This is a genomic window from Aeromonas sp. FDAARGOS 1418 (assembly GCF_019048585.1).
Taxonomy (GTDB): Bacteria; Pseudomonadota; Gammaproteobacteria; order Enterobacterales; family Aeromonadaceae; genus Aeromonas; species Aeromonas caviae.
On record NZ_CP077387.1, the window covers coordinates 3498922 to 3515342 of the forward strand.

The following is a 16421-nucleotide window of genomic DNA, read 5'->3' on the forward strand; positions in this document are numbered from 1 at the left end:
TTATGTTGAAGTTGTTGTTATCCCTGATGTTGGCCGCCCTGTTGCTGGGGACCGCCTCGGCCCGGGAGATGGGCGCCGCCATGATTGCCTATGACGAGGGGAGCGCCCCGCGCCTCGTCACCGCCAACCAGAGTGCCGGCTCGGTCACCCTGCTTGAGCGCGATAGCGGCAAGCGCCTCAACGAGGTGCAGTTAGGGGGCGATCTGCGCCAGCTGGCCCGCGCAGACGACGGCACCCTGCTGGTAAGCGATTATCGCGGCGATCGCCTGCTGCTGCTGGATGATGATCTCACCCTGGACAAGGCGATCCCCACCGGCCATAGACCCTACGGGGTCATTTTCGATGCCAAGCGGCAGTGGTTCTGGGTCACGCTGTTCGAGGGAGGGCGCCTTCAGGCTTATGACAGCACGGGCAACCTCCAGCTGGATGCAAAAACCGCCGAGACTCCCCGCGGGCTGGCATTGACCAACGACGATCGCCTGCTGCTCACCCACGCCATGACAGGCCAGCTCGCCATCTATGATCTCGCCAAACTTGAGAAGGGCGCTACCCTCCCCAAGCCCAAGCTCATCACCCTGGCGGAAACCCACAGCGACACCCCGAGCGACTCCCAGGGATTGCCGCGCCTGCTGGACGGCATCGCCCTCTCCCCCGATGGCAGCGAAGCCTGGCTGCCCCACGTGCTCTGGAGTTTCGACCACCCCTTCCAGTTTCAGAGCACCGTCTTCCCGGCGGTTTCCATCATCGATCTCGATGAAGAGAAGGAGCGGGTCGATGAAAGAAAACAGCTCTTCTTGCAGATCAACCTGCCCAGCGTCGGCAACCGCAGCCAGATCGTCTCCAACCCGTTCGCGGCGCGCTTCGCCGCCGATGGCAAGCGGGTCTACCTGACCCTGGCGGGTTCCGAAGACTTGCTGGTGTTCGACCTGTCGCGCAGCGGCAAGCAGAACAGCAACCGCCACCGCCGCAAGAAGTTTCAGGGGGGCGCCAAGGCGACCCAGCTCTTGCGTCACCTGCCGGGCCAGAATCCGCGCGATCTGCTGATCGATGGCGACCACATCCTGGTCCACAACGTCATGGGGCAGGATCTCACCCGCCTCAATAGCGGCGGCAGCGGCCCGTTTGCCCGGGTCACCGTGGATGTGCCCCACTTCGCCAAGCTGGTAGAGACCGATCCCCGCCCCAAAGCCCTCAAGCGCGGTGAGCGGTTGTTCAACCTGGGTAATACTGCCGCCAATAGCCGCTTCCCCATGGCGGGGGACAACTGGATGAGCTGCAACTCCTGCCATCTGGACGGGTTCAACTTCACCAACCGCTATCTGATGGCGGCCCATCGCCAGCAGAGCGGTGACAACGCCATCAACGGCCACGCTAACCTCGCCAACATGGTGGCGGGGGACTTTATTGGCGAATACCTGCGCATGACCCAGCAGACCCAGGGCGGCATGGGTCATGACACCCGCGATGGGGCCGAGGCAGTTGACCCCGCCAAGCTCCAGCCCGAGGTGCAGGCGATGATGGAGGATCTGCACGCTTTCGTGACCAGTGACGGCAACCTCCCCTATCTGGCCAACTGGCTCAGGCTCGATGCCCCGCGCAGGGATCCTGCCAAGGCGCCGACCACCCACCCGAAAGAGTGGCTCAACTCCGCCTCCTGCCAGAACTGCCACCAACAGGCGTTCAAGGACTGGAGCGAGAGCAACCACCGGCTGATGGGCAACTCCCACCCCTACTACAAGGTGGTGCAGGCGCTGGCCCGCGAAACCGAAGGGGAGGCCTTCGGCCAGTGGTGCCAGGGCTGTCACATGCCCCAGCAGGTGATGAACGGTCAGACTGATCTGCCCAAGGGCTCTCACATGTTCGAGCAGGGCGGTGCTTCGCTCATTGCGGCCCACCAGAAAGGCGAGCCCGTGGTGGAAGAAGGGACCGGCTGTGTGCTCTGTCATCGCATCACCAAGCTCGAGGATGCCGGCGGCAACAGCGCCTTTACCGTGAATCTGAAAGACCGCGAGAGCTATGTGTTCGAGGATGCCCCGGGGGGCAGCCTCCAGCACTGGCTGGCCGAGCGGCAGATCAACGCCCGCCCCGCCATGCACAAGGCCTCTTACCAGAAGGATTTCTACCGGGACGCGTCCCTGTGCAAGTCGTGCCACAACGAGTTTGCCCCGGGCACCGGCGCCAATATCGTCAACACCTGGGACGAGTGGGAAAAATCCAGCTTCGCCAAAGCCGAAGATCCCGCCAAACGGCGCACCTGCATCGACTGCCATATGAACCCCGAGCCGGGCAATGGCGGCGCGCCGGTGGCGGGCCAGTCCACCGAAAACGGCACCGTGAAAGAGCGGCTCTATCGCCACAACTTTACCGGTGCCCAGCACCAGCTGGTGGGGCTGCGCAATCCCGCGCTCGAGCAGGAGAGCCTGGCGCTCTTGCGCTCCAGCGCCACCCTCTCGGCCCGCATTGAAAACCAGAGTGGCCAACCCGCACTGGTAGTGAGAGTCGCCAACACCGGCGCCGGCCACGCCCTGCCCACCGGGGTCGCCGATTTCCGTGAACTCTGGCTGGAGCTGACCGTTACCGACGCCAGCGGCAAGCGGGTGCTTGAAAGCGGCCAGCCGGTGAACGGCGCCGTCCCTGAGGATGCGCGGCTATTTAGAAAAGTGTTCGGCGATGCCGAGGGCAAGCCGGTGGGGCTCAAGTTCTGGCGCTATGCCAAGCTCCTTGAAGACACCCGCATCCCGGCCGATGGCTGGCGCGATGAAGCCTGGCCGCTGCCGGCTGATGCCCAGGGGCCCTTCAAGGCCGATATCAGACTCAATTTCCGCACCTACCCCAAGTGGGTCAATGATGCGGTGCGCGCCGCCGAGCCGAGCTTGCCGGAGCCACCCATAGTGCAACTCAATCGGCTGCAACTGACCCTGCAGCCCCTCCCCCTCACGCCCGATACGGAGCCTCAATCCTGATGTTCGCAAGTTTTCTCATTACCCTGCGCGAGGGGCTGGAAGCCTTCCTGCTGGTCGGCATCTGCCTCTCCTACCTCGCCAAGCTGGGGGCAAGCCGCTACAACAAGTTCATCTATCTGGGGGTGGGCCTAGGTCTCGTCGCCTCCCTTGTCGTCGCCTTCCTGTTCCAGGTGGTGGTGAGCCAGTTCGAGAGCGAACGTTACAACCACCTCTTGATGGCGGGGATCCTGATCTTCGCCACCCTGGTGCTCACTTATATGGCTATCTGGATGCAAAAACAGGCCAAATCCCAGGTGGGGGCCATGACGGCGCGCATCGATGCCGCCATCGACGGTGGCAACCTGTTTGGTCTGGTGCTGCTCGCCTTCCTGGCGGTGATGCGCGAAGGCTTTGAAACCGTGCTCTTCTTCTCGGCCCTGGTTTACTCCGGGCAAGGGGTGGATCTGCACCAGGGGCTGATGGGCGCGCTGGCGGGGCTGCTGGTCTCTGTGGTGCTGGTGTGGGGGCTGCTGCGCTCCACCCGCAAGGTGGCGCTGGCCCCCTTCTTCCGCTGGACCGGCCTGCTTATCATCATCATCGCCGCAGGCTTGCTCTCGTCCGCCGTCAACATGTTGCAGGCAGCGGACGTCATCACCTTCTGGACCACGCCTGTCTTCAACATCAGCCACATCCTCGACGATCAGGGGGTATTCGGCACCTTCCTGCGCGCCCTGTTTGGCTACAACGCCTCACCGGCGGGCCTGCAATTGCTGACCTGGGCCTGCTACCTCATCATCTTTGTCACCCTCTGGCATCGCAGCTATCGCCCCCAGGGGAGCGCCGCTCCGACCAGGGGCTGAGCCCGGGGATCACACTCTGTTCGGGAGCCGCGCACAGGCGCGCTCCCCCAGCTATCACGCCGTTTCGGAACACTCATGAACGACAACAACAAGAAGCACATTGCGGTGCTGGGCGCCGGCCCTGCCGGTCTGATGGCCGCCTGGCGCCTGCGCCAGGCCGGTTTTGCTGTCACCCTGTTCGAGCAGGAGCCGGTCGTGGGCGGCATGTGTGCCACCCAGACCTTCAAGGGGCGCGACGGGGAGTATCGCTTCGACTACGGCGGCCACCGCTTCATCACCAAGAACCCCGAGCTGCTCGCCTTTATCGACGAACTGATGGGGGACGACCTGCTCCACGCCGAGCGAAAGAGCGTGATCCGCTTTGGCGGGCGTACCTATGACTACCCCTTGAACCTGCCGAACCTCCTCAAGACGGCGCCGCTGGCCCTGATGGCCGGTGCGGTGAAAGACTTGCTGCTGTTACCCTTTGCCAAGAAGCCCACCGATTTTGCCAAGGCGAGCTTTGCCGAGTGGATCCAGAGCCACTTCGGTCGCACCCTCTACCGCCAGTTCTTCGAGGGCTACACCGGCAAGTTGTGGGGCATCAACCCGGACCAGCTCTCCGCCGACTGGGCTGGCCAGCGCATCAGCCTGATCGATCTCAAAGACGTGGCGCGCCGCCTGCTGCCAAGGCGCAACGGCAGCATGTCGGTGCGCACCTATGCCCGCAAATACCGCTATCCCAAGTACGGCTTCGGCCAGATTTTCACCATCCTGGGGGAGCGGCTGGTGACAGAGGGCGTCACACTCAAGACCGGCGCCACCATCACCCGCCTCGAGCAGGCCGATGGCCGCATCGAACGGGTGTATTGGAAACAAGATGACGTGGAGCAAAGCGAGCGCTTTGATCAGGTGATCTCCACCCTGCCGCTGCCGCTTACCTGCCAGCATCTGGGCTTGCCGTGCGATCTCCACTACCGGTCGCTTCGCTTCGTCAATATGCCCCTCAAACAGGAGAACCTGTCGGACAACACCTGGCAGTACCTCTCCGACCCCCATATTCTGGCGACCCGTCTGCAGGAGCCGCGCCGGCGCAGCCCCTTTATGGCACCAATGGGGCAAACATCCGTGATGCTGGAGATCCCCTGCAACCCGGGGGATGCCACCTGGCAGGCACCGCTCTCTGATCTGCGCGGTCGGGTCACCGCTGATCTCGACAGCCTCGGCGTCGATACCCAGAAGCTCGGCGATGAGACATTCGAAGCGCGCAGTGAATACGCCTATCCGCTGATGGATCTGGGTTATCAGGCCCGCCGCAACGAAGCCATCAAGGCGCTGATGCCGATAGGCAACCTCATCATGACCGGCCGTCAGGGGACATTCCGCTACATCTTCACCGACACCGCCATGGAGATGGGGATGATGGCCGCAGACATGATGATCGACGGGGTGGACAGACGTCACGCCATCTTCAATCATCGCAACGAAAATACCGTGATCGAGACCCAGAGCGTGGCCTGAGTGCCGCGCCATGGGCATAACCTCTTGGCAAATGTAAGGAGAACAGGATGACCATCCGCCCGGGTTTACTTGCCCTCACCCTGCTGCTGGCCCTGAGCGGTCAGGCGCAGGCTTACTCCTACGCCGCCGCCGGCAAGGAGCCGCTGATCGATGCCCGCGAGGCACTGCTGGGCGCCGCCACTGACGGCAAGGATGCCAGTGCCACCTTGAGCGAGATTGCCGAGGAGCTGACCTATCTGGAACAGCACCACAAGGTGGAGCTGCAAGCACCGCTGGCCGCCGCCATCAAGGCCAAAGACGCTGCAACCACCGCCGCCCTGCTCAACCGGGCCTACAAGGCGGAGATCGAGCGCCGCCTCGAGGGGGCCAGCCAGAACCTTGGCGACTACCAGACCGCCAAGGTGCTGGTGGTCAAGAGCAAGCGCTTCCTCGATTTGATCCTCCCCTCCCTCGATGAAGGGGATCGCAAGGCCGCCGAACAGGCGCTGGCCAAGGTGCTCGATGCCATCGGCAACCCGGGAGTGTTCGGGGTGGGAGCCAAGCCCGCCGACGCCGCCGCTTTCACCGAGGCCGAAAAAGCGCTGATGGCCGTGCTGGCACCGCTTTGATGGCAACCTGCCAATCATTGCGCCGCCTCGCTGTGACAAACGGTGGGTTTCGCTGCGCTCTACCCACCCTACGCACGGCCTACCGATAAATGCACCCGGACGCCGGTTTGCCCCCTTCTCCCCTTGCGGGAGAAGGGCTGGGGATGAGGGGTAAGGTAATGGCCCGGCGTTGGCCTTCCCCCTGCTCCACCACCATTTGGCTGCTCATTCTGCTGCAACTGGCCTGGCTTGGCTGGCTACTGACCTTCCCCGTGGCGCTCGATTCCGACGATGCCCTGAACTTCGCCCACGGGGTGACTCGCTTTAGCGTGCTGGAGTTCTCCCCCCACTTTCCGGGCTACCCCGCCTTTATCTGGCTGGCGCGACTGATCAATCTTGCGGTGGACGATCCGGCCCGCGCGGTGCAGTGGGCCAGCCTCTTGGGGAGCAGCTTGCTGGCGCCGCTAGCCGCCTTCCTCGCAGTCAGATTGTGGCAGCGGCCCAGCCTGCTGGCGCCGGTCTGGCTGCTGGTGCTGGCCCTGCCGCTCACCCCGACCCTAGCGCTCTCCGGCCTGTCCGACGGGCCGGCGCTGGCCGCCTGGCTGGCCGCGCTGCTGGCCTTGCAACAGCGCAAGATAGCGCTGGCGGGTCTGCTGTTGGGCCTCATGCTGGCGCTGCGCCCCTCCTACTTCGTGCTGGCCCTGCTGCCCCTGTGGCTCGTGATGGCGCAGCAGGGCAACCGCGTCAGATTTGTGCTCCCCATCGCGCTGGTGGGGCTAGCCTGCCTGCTGTTTGTCTGGCAGGCCGATGGCTGGGCCTATTTTGCCGAGGGGCGCCGCTTTACCGACGGCCACTTTACCCTCTGGGGCAACACGGCGGCGGCCCACGGGGATCGGCTGCTGAGCTGGGCAAATACCTTCAACGATCAGTTCACCCCGCTCTGGCCCCTGTTGATGGGGGCCTTGCTGATACTGCCACTCTGGCAACGGTCCAAGGATCACAATGCGACCCCCTCCGTGCTCTGGACGCTCTACTGGCTCGTTCTGCTGCTCTGGACCCTGTTTGGCCAGAATCCGGACAATCCCCGCCATCTGGCCCCCATCACCCTGCTCGGTATCGTGCTACTGGCAGGCTGGCTGCCACGCCGGGGCGAGCTGACAGCCATGCTGGGAGCCCTGTTGCTGCTGCTCTGCACCCTCACCCCACCGGTGGCACCAGCCATGACCCGGGCCGCCAGACTGGCAGAACAAACGTGCCCGGCGCTGGTGACCCAGTGGGGAGTGAGGCTGCTTAGGGAGACCACAACCCTGCCCGTCACCGACGGCTGGTACCGGGGGGATGCCGCCCTTGCGCTCACCCAGGGGGCCTGCCGCCTCAGCCGCCGCCCCCTGGGGGCAGAGGCGCTACCAGGCCCTTATGACACCCTCTGGTTTTCCCCCCGCTTTCACGCCGAACCCGGCCTCTGGCTCGCCCTGCCCCGCTGAACCGGGCGCTTGCGAGGGCATCGCACGACTCGTCTACACTCACAGCCGGGTCTGTCAGGAACCAGTGCAATGGAAAGAAACACGAGCGGAACCGGGGAGGGGATCCGGGTCGCGCTGGCCCTGTTGCTGGCCTGCGCCCTGCTGATGCTGCCGCTCTGGTGGCAGGGGGGCAGCCAGGGACACGATCTGTTTCATCACCTGCTCTCCGGCCACTACTTTGCCCGCCAGCACTGGCAGGGGGAACTCTATCCCCGCGGGCTGATGGCCATGAACGGCGGCTTCGGCAGCCCCACCTTCTTCTTCTATCCCCCGCTCCCCTACTACGTCAGCGCCCTCTTTGCCGGGCCCGGTGCCCACCCCCAGCAGGCCATCTACCCTTTGCTTGGCAGCGCCACCCTGGCCCTGCTGCTCTCCGGGGTGTTTGCCTATCTGTGGCTGCGTGCCACCACGCCCCCTGGCCGGGCCCTGGCCGCCAGCCTGCTCTATCTGGCGCTGCCCTATCATGTCGCCATGGATCTCTATGCCCGCTTCGCCCTGGCGGAGTTCTGGGCCTTCGCCTGGGCTCCCCTTATCCTGCTGGGGCAGGATCTCGCCCACCGCGGACGACCTCAGGGGTTGCCCCTGTTGATCCTGGGGCTGGCGCTGCTGGCCTTCTCCCACCTCCCCAGCCTCTTGCTCATGATGGGGCTGGTCACCTTGCGCGCCTTCTGGTTCGCCAGACGCACCCGCACTCTGACGCCCTGCTGGCAAGCCCTCGGCGCCCAGGGTGTGGGGCTTTGCATGGCAGCCGCCCTGCTGCTGCCCGCCCTGGCGGATCAGGGGGCCATCTCCATGGAGCTGATGCGCGGCGGCATGTTCGACTACAGGCGCAACTTTCTCGACCGCCTGCCCAGCGCCTGGGAGGACTGGCGTTTTCGCGGTCACCTGGCGTGGCAGAGCATGCTGACTCTGGCCCTGCTGCTCATCGCCTGGGCCGCCGCCCGGGAGCCGCGCCACCCCGAGCTGCTGTGCTGGGGGGCGATCGGCGTCGTCGCCTTCCTGATGATGCTGCCCCCGAGCCAGCCTCTCTGGAGCCTGCTTCCCCCCTTGCAGCGGGTGCAGTTTCCCTGGCGGCTCAACCTGGTGCTCGCCCTTGCCACGGTCGCCGTGGTGGCGCTCGGCACCCAGCCCCATCGTCTCTGGCAGGGGCTCTGGTGGGGAGTATTCCTGCTGACCCTCCTCTCCACCCTGGCCTATGTGCGTCACGCCCCCCTCACCCAGGCCCCCGAACGGGAGGCCATGGCATTCGAGTTCGACAGCAAGCGCAGTGCCCGGGAATACAGGCCAAGGCAGGTGCCGGGGGGCATGTTCGCCCCGACCCTGCTCGCCTGGAAGGAGGAGTTCCAGCCGCCTGTCAGCGCCGAACCGCCAGGCGCGAGCTGGAGCCTGACCCGCTGGCAACCCCGCGCCCTGGCGCTGGAGGTCAAGGCCCGGGTGCCGACCCGGCTGGTCCTGCACCAATACCATTACCCCGGCTGGGAGGCCCGCCTCGACGGGCACCTGGCGCTGACGGTGAGCGCCAATCGCCAGGGGTTGATGCAACTCTGGGTTCCGGCGGGCCACCACAGCCTCACCCTGACCCTGGCGGCACGCTGGCCGGAGCGCACCGGCAATGCCCTCTCCCTGCTCGGATGGCTTGCCTGGCTCTGGCTGCTCTGGCGCCACACCCGACAAAAGGGTATCGGGCAGGATGCACCTGATCGCGCCCGCCAAAACTGATAGACTCAACACCTGCCTCTTAACCCGGCCCAGCCCACGACTCGGATACCCTATGCCCCAAGCCAGCTCCCTCTCACCCCGTTTCCTCTTCATCCTGCTCGGTGCCCTGGCGGGCCTGACTCCCCTCGCGGTGGACATGTATCTGCCCGCCATTCCCGCCATCGCCCGGGATCTGGCTACCAGCATCGACGGCGCCCAGCTCACCATCAGCGCCTTCCTGGGGGGCTTTGCCATCGGCCAGCTCTTTTACGGGCCGCTCGCCGACAGCTTCGGCAGAAAGCCGGTGATCCTGGCGGGCCTGACGATGTTTGCCGTGGCCTCCGTGGGCTGCGCCATGGCGGACTCCCTGCCTGAGCTCCTCGCCTGGCGCATGTTGCAGGCCGCAGGGGGCGCCGCGGGTTCCGTGGTGGTCAATGCGCTGCTGCGCGACCTGTTCGAGAAGGATGCGTTTTCCCGCGCCATGTCCTTCGTCATCCTGGTGATGACCCTCGCCCCCCTGGTGGCCCCCGTGGTAGGGGGGTATATCAGCGCTCACAGCGACTGGCGGGTCATCTTCTGGCTGCTGGTGGCCATCAGCCTGCTCATCTGCCTGGTGATGCAGTGGAAGATTGAGGAAACCCTCAAACCCGAGCACAAGCAGCCCCTGCGACTCGGGCAGGTGCTTCGCAACTACTGGGGGGTGCTCTCCCACCGTGGTGCCATGGGCTATGTGCTGTGCGGCGCCCTGTCGAGCTCCGGCATGTTTGCCTTCCTGAGCGCCTCCCCCTATGTCTACATCGAGTATTTCAAGGTGCCGACCGAGCACTACGGCTGGCTCTTTGGCCTCAATATCCTGCTGATGATGGTGGTCACCTTCGCCAACAGCCGGCTGGTGAAAGGGGTGGGTGCCGAGCGCATGCTGCGATACGGCCTGACCGTGCTGCCGCTCGCCGGGGCCCTGCTCATCTACAACGCCTGGAGCCAGACTGGCGGCCTGTGGGGCATCGTCATCCCCGTCGTGCTCTTCGTCGGCCACATCAGCCTGGTGGGGGCCAACGCCATGACCGGCCTGATGGGCCACTTCCCCCAGTCCGCAGGCACCGCCTCGGCGCTGGCGGGCACCCTGCGCTTTGGTCTTGGGGCCCTGGTGGGGGTGCTGGTCAACCTCAATCCCCCCGAATCGCCGCTCCCCATGGCCATCGCCATCGCCGGTTGCGGCCTGGGGTCGGCCCTCAGTTACTGGCTGCTGAGCGGCAAGCACGTCCCCTGATGCCCTGCAATGAAAAAGCCCTGTCCATGGACAGGGCTTTTTGCATCGGGGCGCAGGCCTCAGTCATCGGCCTGCAACCCGCTGCGCGCCAGGATCTCGCTCTCCAGCCCGTCCAGGCTTAGCTGGTTCTTCTTGCGCCAGTAGGCCTCAATCCCCTCCTGCCCCTGGCGTGCCGACCAGTTGGCAAGATCCTCCCTGTCCCCCTGATAGTCAAACAGGGGCACCGACATGCCGCACGACGTCTGGACCCGTTCAATGTCCAGCAGGAAGATCTGGCGAGCCGCGACGCTTGGGGGGAACAGCGCCAGCAACGACGGCCACTGCGGATCAGTGCGGTGCAGCACCCGTGCCTGGCCATAGGCTCGCAGAATAAGCGGCGCCCCCTCGAAGGCGCAGAACATCACCGTCATGCGCGGCTGTTGCAGCACCTGGGCTGCGGACTCGTTGCCGCTGCCGGTCAGGTTGAGCCAGGCCAGGGTGTGGGCATCGAGGACGCGCAGCGAATCCCCGCCCTTGGGGGAGAGATTGACCGATCCCTTCGCGGCCGCCGTACCGACGAAGAAGATCTTCTGCCCCTCGATAAAGGTGACATGGCGCGGCAAAAGCGCCTCGAACAGTTGTCCCATCCTGCCTCTCCCTGGTGCCTGGAACCGGGTTGCCTAAAACAGGGCGCTGTTGAGCCACAGGTGCGCCCCTATGCCGACCATATAACCAAGCAAAATGGCAGGCAACCACTTGAGGTGCCCGACGAAGGTATACATGCCCCTGGCCTGCCCCATCAGAGCCACTCCGGCGGCGGAGCCGACCGAGAGCAGACTGCCCCCCACCCCGGTGGTCAATGTCACCAGCAGCCACTGCCCCGTGCTCATCTGCGGCTCCATGGAGAGCACGGCGAACATCACCGGAATGTTGTCGATCAGGGCGGAGAGCAGGCCGATGGCGACGTTGGCCAGGGTCGGATCGCCACCGTCATAGAGGAAATGGGAGGCAAGCGCCAGATACCCCATAAACCCGAGGCCACCGACGCACATCACCACCCCGTAGAAGAAGAGCAGGGTGTCCCACTCCGCCTTGGCAATCTTGTTGAACACATCGAACGGCACCACCGAGCCCAGACGCAGCAGCCTGGCCTCGTCCCCGGTGCGCTCATACAGCGCCCGTGCCCGGGCCAGGGTAACGGGCTGGGTCTTTCGCAGATAGAAACTGAAAAATTGCAGGTAGCCCAGCCCCATCATCATGCCGAGCACGGGGGGCAACCCCAGGAAGTGATGGCAGGCGACGGCGGTCACTATGGTGAGCACAAAGAGCAGCACGATGACAATGGCGCCGCGCCTTGGCACCACCATCTCGCCCGGCATGGCGGGCACCAGACGGGGCACCATCAGGCTCATCAGGGTGGCTGGCACCAGGAAGTTGAGCAGGGCGGGGATGAAGAGCAGCAAGAACTGCTGGAACGGCACCTTGCCCGCCTGCCACACCATCAGGGTGGTGATGTCGCCAAAGGGGCTGAAGGCGCCGCCCGCATTGGCCGCCACGACAATGTTGATGCAGGCCAGGTTGATGAAACGGCGCTCTCCATTGGCCACGTTGAGCACCACTGAACACATCAGCAGCGCCGTGGTGAGGTTGTCCACCACGGGGGAGATGAAAAAGGCGAGAAAACCGGTGAGCCAGAAGAGCGTGCGCAGGCTGAAGCCCGCCTGCACCAGGCGTACCCGCAGCACGGCGAACAGCAGCCTGTCCTCCATGGCGTTTACATAGGTCATGGCCACCAGCAAGAAGAGCATCAGCTCGGCATACTCCAGCAGGTTGTGGCGAAAACCGGCCTGAACCAGCTCGCTTTGCCCCTGCCCCGTATAGACCAGGCCGATGGCTATCCAGATGATGCTGGCGGCCACCAGCACCGGCTTGGATTTTCGCAGCTTCAGGTACTCCTCGGCCATCACCAGGGCATAAGCCAGGGCGAAGATGGCGAGGGCGAAGAGCCCGACCCCGCTGTGGGTCAGATCGAGGGGGCCGTTGCCCGCAGCGGCGGGGGCACTGAGCAGGGCCGCCCCGGGCACGAGGCGAAGGAGTCCAGACATGGCGGCATCTCCTGGCAGGCGCCTGGCATTGAGGCTAGCAGCGCAAAGGGAAGCCGCCTCTTTGTCATCCTGATGAGCGGCCCGCCGCGGGCTCTCAGGCAAACATGAGCGAGGCCCGTTGCCGGGCCCCGTCATCAGGAGGTCTTCTTGCCAAAACCCGATTGCTTGAGGGTGTAGCCTGCGCTGTTTTGCCAGGCATCCAGCCCGCTTCGGTTGTTGCCCGCCACCAGGCTCGCGGCCAGGCTCGGGCTGTTGAAGAGCTGATCGGCGGTAAAGATGAAGCCCCCTTCGGGGTGGGGAACGAGCACCCCCTTGCCCAGCAGCTCCTGGCGCAGCTCGATCACCGCCTCGCGCAGGGAGGCCGCATCCTCGCCGTTGGCGGTGGAGCCCGCCTGGACCATGAAACCGGGGTTTTGCCGCTTGCCCACCGGATAACCATGGGCCTCTGCCCCCTTGCCGTTGAAGTGATAGAGCTCGCGCTCCCCCGGCTTGTTGTCGGAGAGGGCCTTTTGCAGGGTCATCAGCTCGTTGTAGATATCGATGGGGACCACGGCAGCCTGCTTGACGCCCTTGCTGTCGACGATAAAACTGACTTGCTTGTGTAACATCCTTGCTCATCCTGTGACCCATGGAAGGCCCTATTCTAACCACCTCAGGCGAGCGGGATCCAGCGAGGATCCCCATCCCTTTTGCAGGCGCGATCACTAACTGGCATAGTGACGGACATTGTGAAAGCCATTGACCATCAAACGGTTATCCCATGCTTAGCCTGCGCAACCTCAGTAAACGCTTCGCCAACGGCGGCGAGACGCTCCCCCTGTTTGAGGGGCTGGATCTCGCCCTCACCCCGGGGGAAACCTGCCTGCTGCTGGGGCAAAGCGGCTGTGGCAAGTCCACCCTGCTCAACCTCATCGCCGGTCTCATCGCCCCGGACGAGGGGGAGATCTGGCTGGAAGAGACCCGTCTCGACACCCTGCCGGCAGACGAGCGGGCCCGCCTGCGTGGCCGCCATTTCGGCATCGTCTATCAGGATTTCAACCTGCTGCCGACCCTGACCGTGGCCGAGAACCTCGCCCTGCCCCTTCAGATAAACAACCTGCCCCAGGACGATGGGCGCCTCGATGCCCTGCTCGCGCGCCTTGGCATGAGCCACAAACGCCACGCCTGGCCGGAACAGCTCTCCGGCGGCCAGCGCCAGCGGGTGGCGCTGGCCCGTGCCCTCATTCATCAGCCCCGTTGGCTGCTCGCCGACGAACCCACCGGGAGTCTCGACGAGCACAACGCCGAGCAGGTGATGGCCCTGATGATGAGCGCGGTGCGCGATACCGGCGCCGGTCTCTTGCTGGTGAGCCACAACCCGGGCTATGGCGACCTGGCGGATCGGGTGCTGCGCCTTGAAGGGGGGCAGCTGGTCGAGCTCAAGGGGCGCCGCCATGGCTGACGTCTGCCGGGGGGCCTGCTGATGTTGCCGCTCAAGGCGCTGCTGCGCCTCTATCGCGCTCACCCCTGGCTGCTCTTGATGAGCCTGGCCGGGCTCACCCTCGGGGTCACCCTGGTGGTGGCCATCGAGCTCTTGAACCACAGCGCCCGCACCAACTTCGTCGCCGCCCGCAGCCAGCTCGCCGGGGAGGCCAACTACCGCCTGGCCCCCCAGGGTGGCCTGGATGAGCAAGTTTACGTGAGGCTGGTGCGAAGCCAGCCGAACCTTGACGCCATGCCAGAGCTTCACGCCTGGCTCAAAGACGCCCAGGGGCGCAGCTTCCAGTTGCTGGGGATGGATCTCTTCAACCCCGGCCCCCTGCGCCGCCTCTTTGGCGATGCGCCAGACAGCCAACCCGATGTCTCGTTGAATCGCGCCGACAGCGTCTGGCTGGCCGCCCCCGAGGCGAGGCGCCTTGACTGGCAACCGGGCCAGTCGCGAACCTTTGTGCTGGGGGATGAGGGGCAACGCCCCCTGACCCTGACCCTGGCGGGCACCTTCGAGCCCGGCGCCGTCCCCATGGAGCGGCTGCTGGTGACCGACATCGGCCTCGCCCAGCCCCTGCTTGGCAAGGAAGGCAGACTGGATCGCATCGTCTTCAAGCTGAGCGATGCGCAGGCCAATACCTTGCAAAGAGCCTTGCAGGCAGCCCTGCAATCCTATGCCCCCCATCAGCCCCTCTGGCTTGAGCCCATCAGCCCGGCGCTCGATGCCAGCCAGCTCGGGGATGCGCTGGCCCTGAACCTCACCGCCCTCTCCCTGCTCGCCATGGCGGTGGGATTGTTTTTGGTGTTCAACGCCCAGCGCTTCGTGCAGAGCGTGCGCCGCCCCCTGCTCGCCCAGCTCATCATCCTCGGGATGCCGCCGCGCCGGGTGCTGCGCTGGCTGACCCTGGAGATCCTGATCCTCGCCACCTTCGGCACTCTGCTCGGGCTGCTGCTGGGGAGCCTGCTGGCCCTCGCCCTGATGGGGCAGCTCACCCAGGCGCTGGCCGATCTCTATGGCCCCAACCCCATCGACCTGCTGCGCCTCTCCCCCGCCAGCCTTGGCAAGGCGATGGTGATCGGCCTTCTGGGGATGCTTGCCGCCAACCTGCCCGGCTGGTGGCAACTGCTGCGCCAATCCCCCCTTGCGCTGCGAGAGGGCAACAGTCGCCCACCGGCTCACCCCTGGCAACGCCGGGGGCTTGCCATCGCCATCCTGCTGCTGTGCGCCCTGTGTCTATGGCGGCCAGAAACCGGCCTTGGCGGCGCCCTCTTCGTGGCCGGAGGCTGGCTGCTCGCCATGGCCCTCCTGCTGCCCGATGCCCTTCGCTCCTTGCTGGGGCGGCTGCGTGCACGCGGCCCCCTCACCGCCCGGCTCGGGGTGGCCGAAACCCTCTATCACCTGGATCGCACCGCCATTGCGGTGATGGCGCTGCAACTGGCCATCGCCGCAGCCATCGGCATCGGGGTCATGGTGTCGAGCTTTCGCTCGAGCGTGGAGATCTGGCTCGGCCAGCGTCTGGCCGCCGATCTCTACGTCACCGCCCCCAAGGGGGTGGCCGGCAGCAGGGGCGCCCTGGGCGAGCAGACCCTCAACACCATCCTCGCCTCGCCGGATGTGCGCGCCGCCTCCCGCCGCGCCGTGCTCCCCGCCCGCTGGCAGGGGCAGCCCATCGAGTGGGCGCAGATGGACTTTATCCCCGAGCTCAAAGCCGCCTACCCCTTGCTCGCCGGGCGCTGGCCCGCCGCTCCCGACGAGGTGCTGGCGAGCGAACCGCTGACGGTACGCCTCGGGGTCAGGGTGGGTCAGCGCCTCGAGGTAACCAGCGAAGGGGGGCCGAGGGCTTTCACCGTCACCGGCGTCTATCAGGATTACGGCAGCGACAAGGGGCAGATACTGCACGCCTTCGAAGGGGGCAAGGTGCAATCCCTGGCCCTCTTCAGCCCGGATCCCGAGCACCTTGGCGACAGGCTCAGGAGCCAGTTTGGCGAGCGGGTGAACCTGTTGCCCGCCCCCGCCATCCACGCCGCCGCCCTCAGGGTGTTCGATCAGACCTTTGTGGTGACCGAGCTATTGAAGTTGCTGATCCTGGGGATCGCCTTTGTCGGCATCGGCTCGGCCTTTATGGTGCTGGGGCTCGCCCGGCGCGGCGAGTTGCAAACCCTGCAAAGCCTTGGCCTGAGCCCGCGCCACTGCCGCCAGCTGCTGGTGTGGCAAGGGGCGGGCCTCGGGCTGCTCACCGCGCTCCTGGCACTGCCGGTGGGCTATGGCCTCGCCTGGGTGCTGATTGAGGTGGTCAACCCCCGCGCCTTCGGCTGGCGGCTGGCCTTCGAGGCCGCCCCCCTGCACGCCGTCACGGCGCTTCTGCTGGCGCCGGTGTGCGGGGCGCTGGCCTCCTGGTACGCCGCAAGGAGAGTGGTATGACATATTGGTTGGCGCTCTGGCTCGGCCATGGCTTGACGTTCCCATTGACCAGATCTCTGTCACCGCAC

General features: G+C 65.4%; 12 protein-coding genes. 9 read left to right on the plus strand and 3 right to left on the minus strand.

Going from position 1 to position 16421, the window contains the following annotated elements:
• Positions 1-2: 2 nt before the first annotated feature.
• From I6L48_RS16215 to I6L48_RS16245, 7 genes are all read left to right on the plus strand, one after another.
• Entirely contained in the window at positions 3-2963 is a 2961-nt protein-coding gene (locus I6L48_RS16215; RefSeq protein ID WP_216987448.1) for a hypothetical protein, read from the plus strand.
• Positions 2963-3802: an FTR1 family protein gene (locus I6L48_RS16220; RefSeq protein ID WP_042863684.1), complete on the plus strand. Its 840-nt coding sequence runs from the start codon at positions 2963-2965 to the stop codon at positions 3800-3802. Before I6L48_RS16215 ends, I6L48_RS16220 begins: the two co-directional genes overlap by 1 nt.
• Before the next feature lie 75 nt (positions 3803-3877).
• Positions 3878-5302, plus strand: a complete 1425-nt coding sequence (locus I6L48_RS16225; RefSeq protein ID WP_042881878.1) for an FAD-dependent oxidoreductase — start codon at positions 3878-3880, stop codon at positions 5300-5302.
• A gap of 47 nt (positions 5303-5349) precedes the next feature.
• The gene (locus I6L48_RS16230) at positions 5350-5910 is read left to right on the plus strand and encodes a hypothetical protein (protein WP_042881876.1); all 561 of its coding nucleotides are present in this window, start codon (positions 5350-5352) and stop codon (positions 5908-5910) included.
• A gap of 200 nt (positions 5911-6110) precedes the next feature.
• Positions 6111-7373: a hypothetical protein gene (locus I6L48_RS16235; RefSeq protein ID WP_113070663.1), complete on the plus strand. Its 1263-nt coding sequence runs from the start codon at positions 6111-6113 to the stop codon at positions 7371-7373.
• Positions 7374-7442: 69 nt separating this feature from the next.
• Complete coding sequence (locus tag I6L48_RS16240) at positions 7443-9131, plus strand: hypothetical protein (protein WP_216987449.1); 1689 nt, start codon at positions 7443-7445, stop codon at positions 9129-9131.
• Positions 9132-9183: 52 nt separating this feature from the next.
• Complete coding sequence (locus tag I6L48_RS16245) at positions 9184-10380, plus strand: Bcr/CflA family multidrug efflux MFS transporter (RefSeq protein WP_182976525.1); 1197 nt, start codon at positions 9184-9186, stop codon at positions 10378-10380.
• A gap of 59 nt (positions 10381-10439) precedes the next feature.
• Here the strand turns inward: I6L48_RS16245 and I6L48_RS16250 are convergent, their stop codons facing one another.
• The 3 genes from I6L48_RS16250 to I6L48_RS16260 form a co-directional block, all read right to left on the minus strand.
• On the minus strand, positions 10440-11006 hold the full coding sequence (locus tag I6L48_RS16250) for a pyridoxamine 5'-phosphate oxidase family protein (protein WP_128345226.1): 567 nt from the start codon (positions 11004-11006) through the stop codon (positions 10440-10442).
• A 33-nt stretch (positions 11007-11039) separates the two neighbouring features.
• Positions 11040-12464: a sodium:proton antiporter NhaD gene (nhaD, locus tag I6L48_RS16255; protein ID WP_216987450.1), complete on the minus strand. Its 1425-nt coding sequence runs from the start codon at positions 12462-12464 to the stop codon at positions 11040-11042.
• Between the two features lie 134 nt (positions 12465-12598).
• Complete coding sequence (locus I6L48_RS16260) at positions 12599-13072, minus strand: DUF4357 domain-containing protein (RefSeq protein WP_010674381.1); 474 nt, start codon at positions 13070-13072, stop codon at positions 12599-12601.
• A 152-nt stretch (positions 13073-13224) separates the two neighbouring features.
• On the opposite strand from I6L48_RS16260, the gene I6L48_RS16265 reads away from it, so the two are divergent.
• Both I6L48_RS16265 and I6L48_RS16270 read left to right on the plus strand, forming a co-directional pair.
• Positions 13225-13905, plus strand: a complete 681-nt coding sequence (locus I6L48_RS16265; protein WP_171865742.1) for an ABC transporter ATP-binding protein — start codon at positions 13225-13227, stop codon at positions 13903-13905.
• Positions 13906-13926: 21 nt separating this feature from the next.
• Positions 13927-16353, plus strand: coding sequence for an FtsX-like permease family protein (locus I6L48_RS16270; protein WP_216987451.1), 2427 nt, complete (start codon positions 13927-13929; stop codon positions 16351-16353).
• Positions 16354-16421 lie beyond the last annotated feature (68 nt).

Excerpts from the sequence above, each read along its gene's own strand:
- I6L48_RS16245 (WP_182976525.1), top strand. The coding sequence starts at position 9,184 with ATGCCCCAAGCCAGCTCCCTCTCACCCCGTTTCCTCTTCATCCTGCTC.
- I6L48_RS16270 (WP_216987451.1), top strand. The coding sequence starts at position 13,927 with ATGTTGCCGCTCAAGGCGCTGCTGCGCCTCTATCGCGCTCACCCCTGG.
- I6L48_RS16260 (WP_010674381.1), bottom strand. The coding sequence starts at position 13,072 with ATGTTACACAAGCAAGTCAGTTTTATCGTCGACAGCAAGGGCGTCAAG.
- nhaD (WP_216987450.1), bottom strand. The coding sequence starts at position 12,464 with ATGTCTGGACTCCTTCGCCTCGTGCCCGGGGCGGCCCTGCTCAGTGCC.
- I6L48_RS16250 (WP_128345226.1), bottom strand. The coding sequence starts at position 11,006 with ATGGGACAACTGTTCGAGGCGCTTTTGCCGCGCCATGTCACCTTTATC.
- I6L48_RS16240 (WP_216987449.1), top strand. The coding sequence starts at position 7,443 with ATGGAAAGAAACACGAGCGGAACCGGGGAGGGGATCCGGGTCGCGCTG.
- I6L48_RS16265 (WP_171865742.1), top strand. The coding sequence starts at position 13,225 with ATGCTTAGCCTGCGCAACCTCAGTAAACGCTTCGCCAACGGCGGCGAG.
- I6L48_RS16230 (WP_042881876.1), top strand. The coding sequence starts at position 5,350 with ATGACCATCCGCCCGGGTTTACTTGCCCTCACCCTGCTGCTGGCCCTG.
- I6L48_RS16215 (WP_216987448.1), top strand. The coding sequence starts at position 3 with ATGTTGAAGTTGTTGTTATCCCTGATGTTGGCCGCCCTGTTGCTGGGG.
- I6L48_RS16225 (WP_042881878.1), top strand. The coding sequence starts at position 3,878 with ATGAACGACAACAACAAGAAGCACATTGCGGTGCTGGGCGCCGGCCCT.
- I6L48_RS16220 (WP_042863684.1), top strand. The coding sequence starts at position 2,963 with ATGTTCGCAAGTTTTCTCATTACCCTGCGCGAGGGGCTGGAAGCCTTC.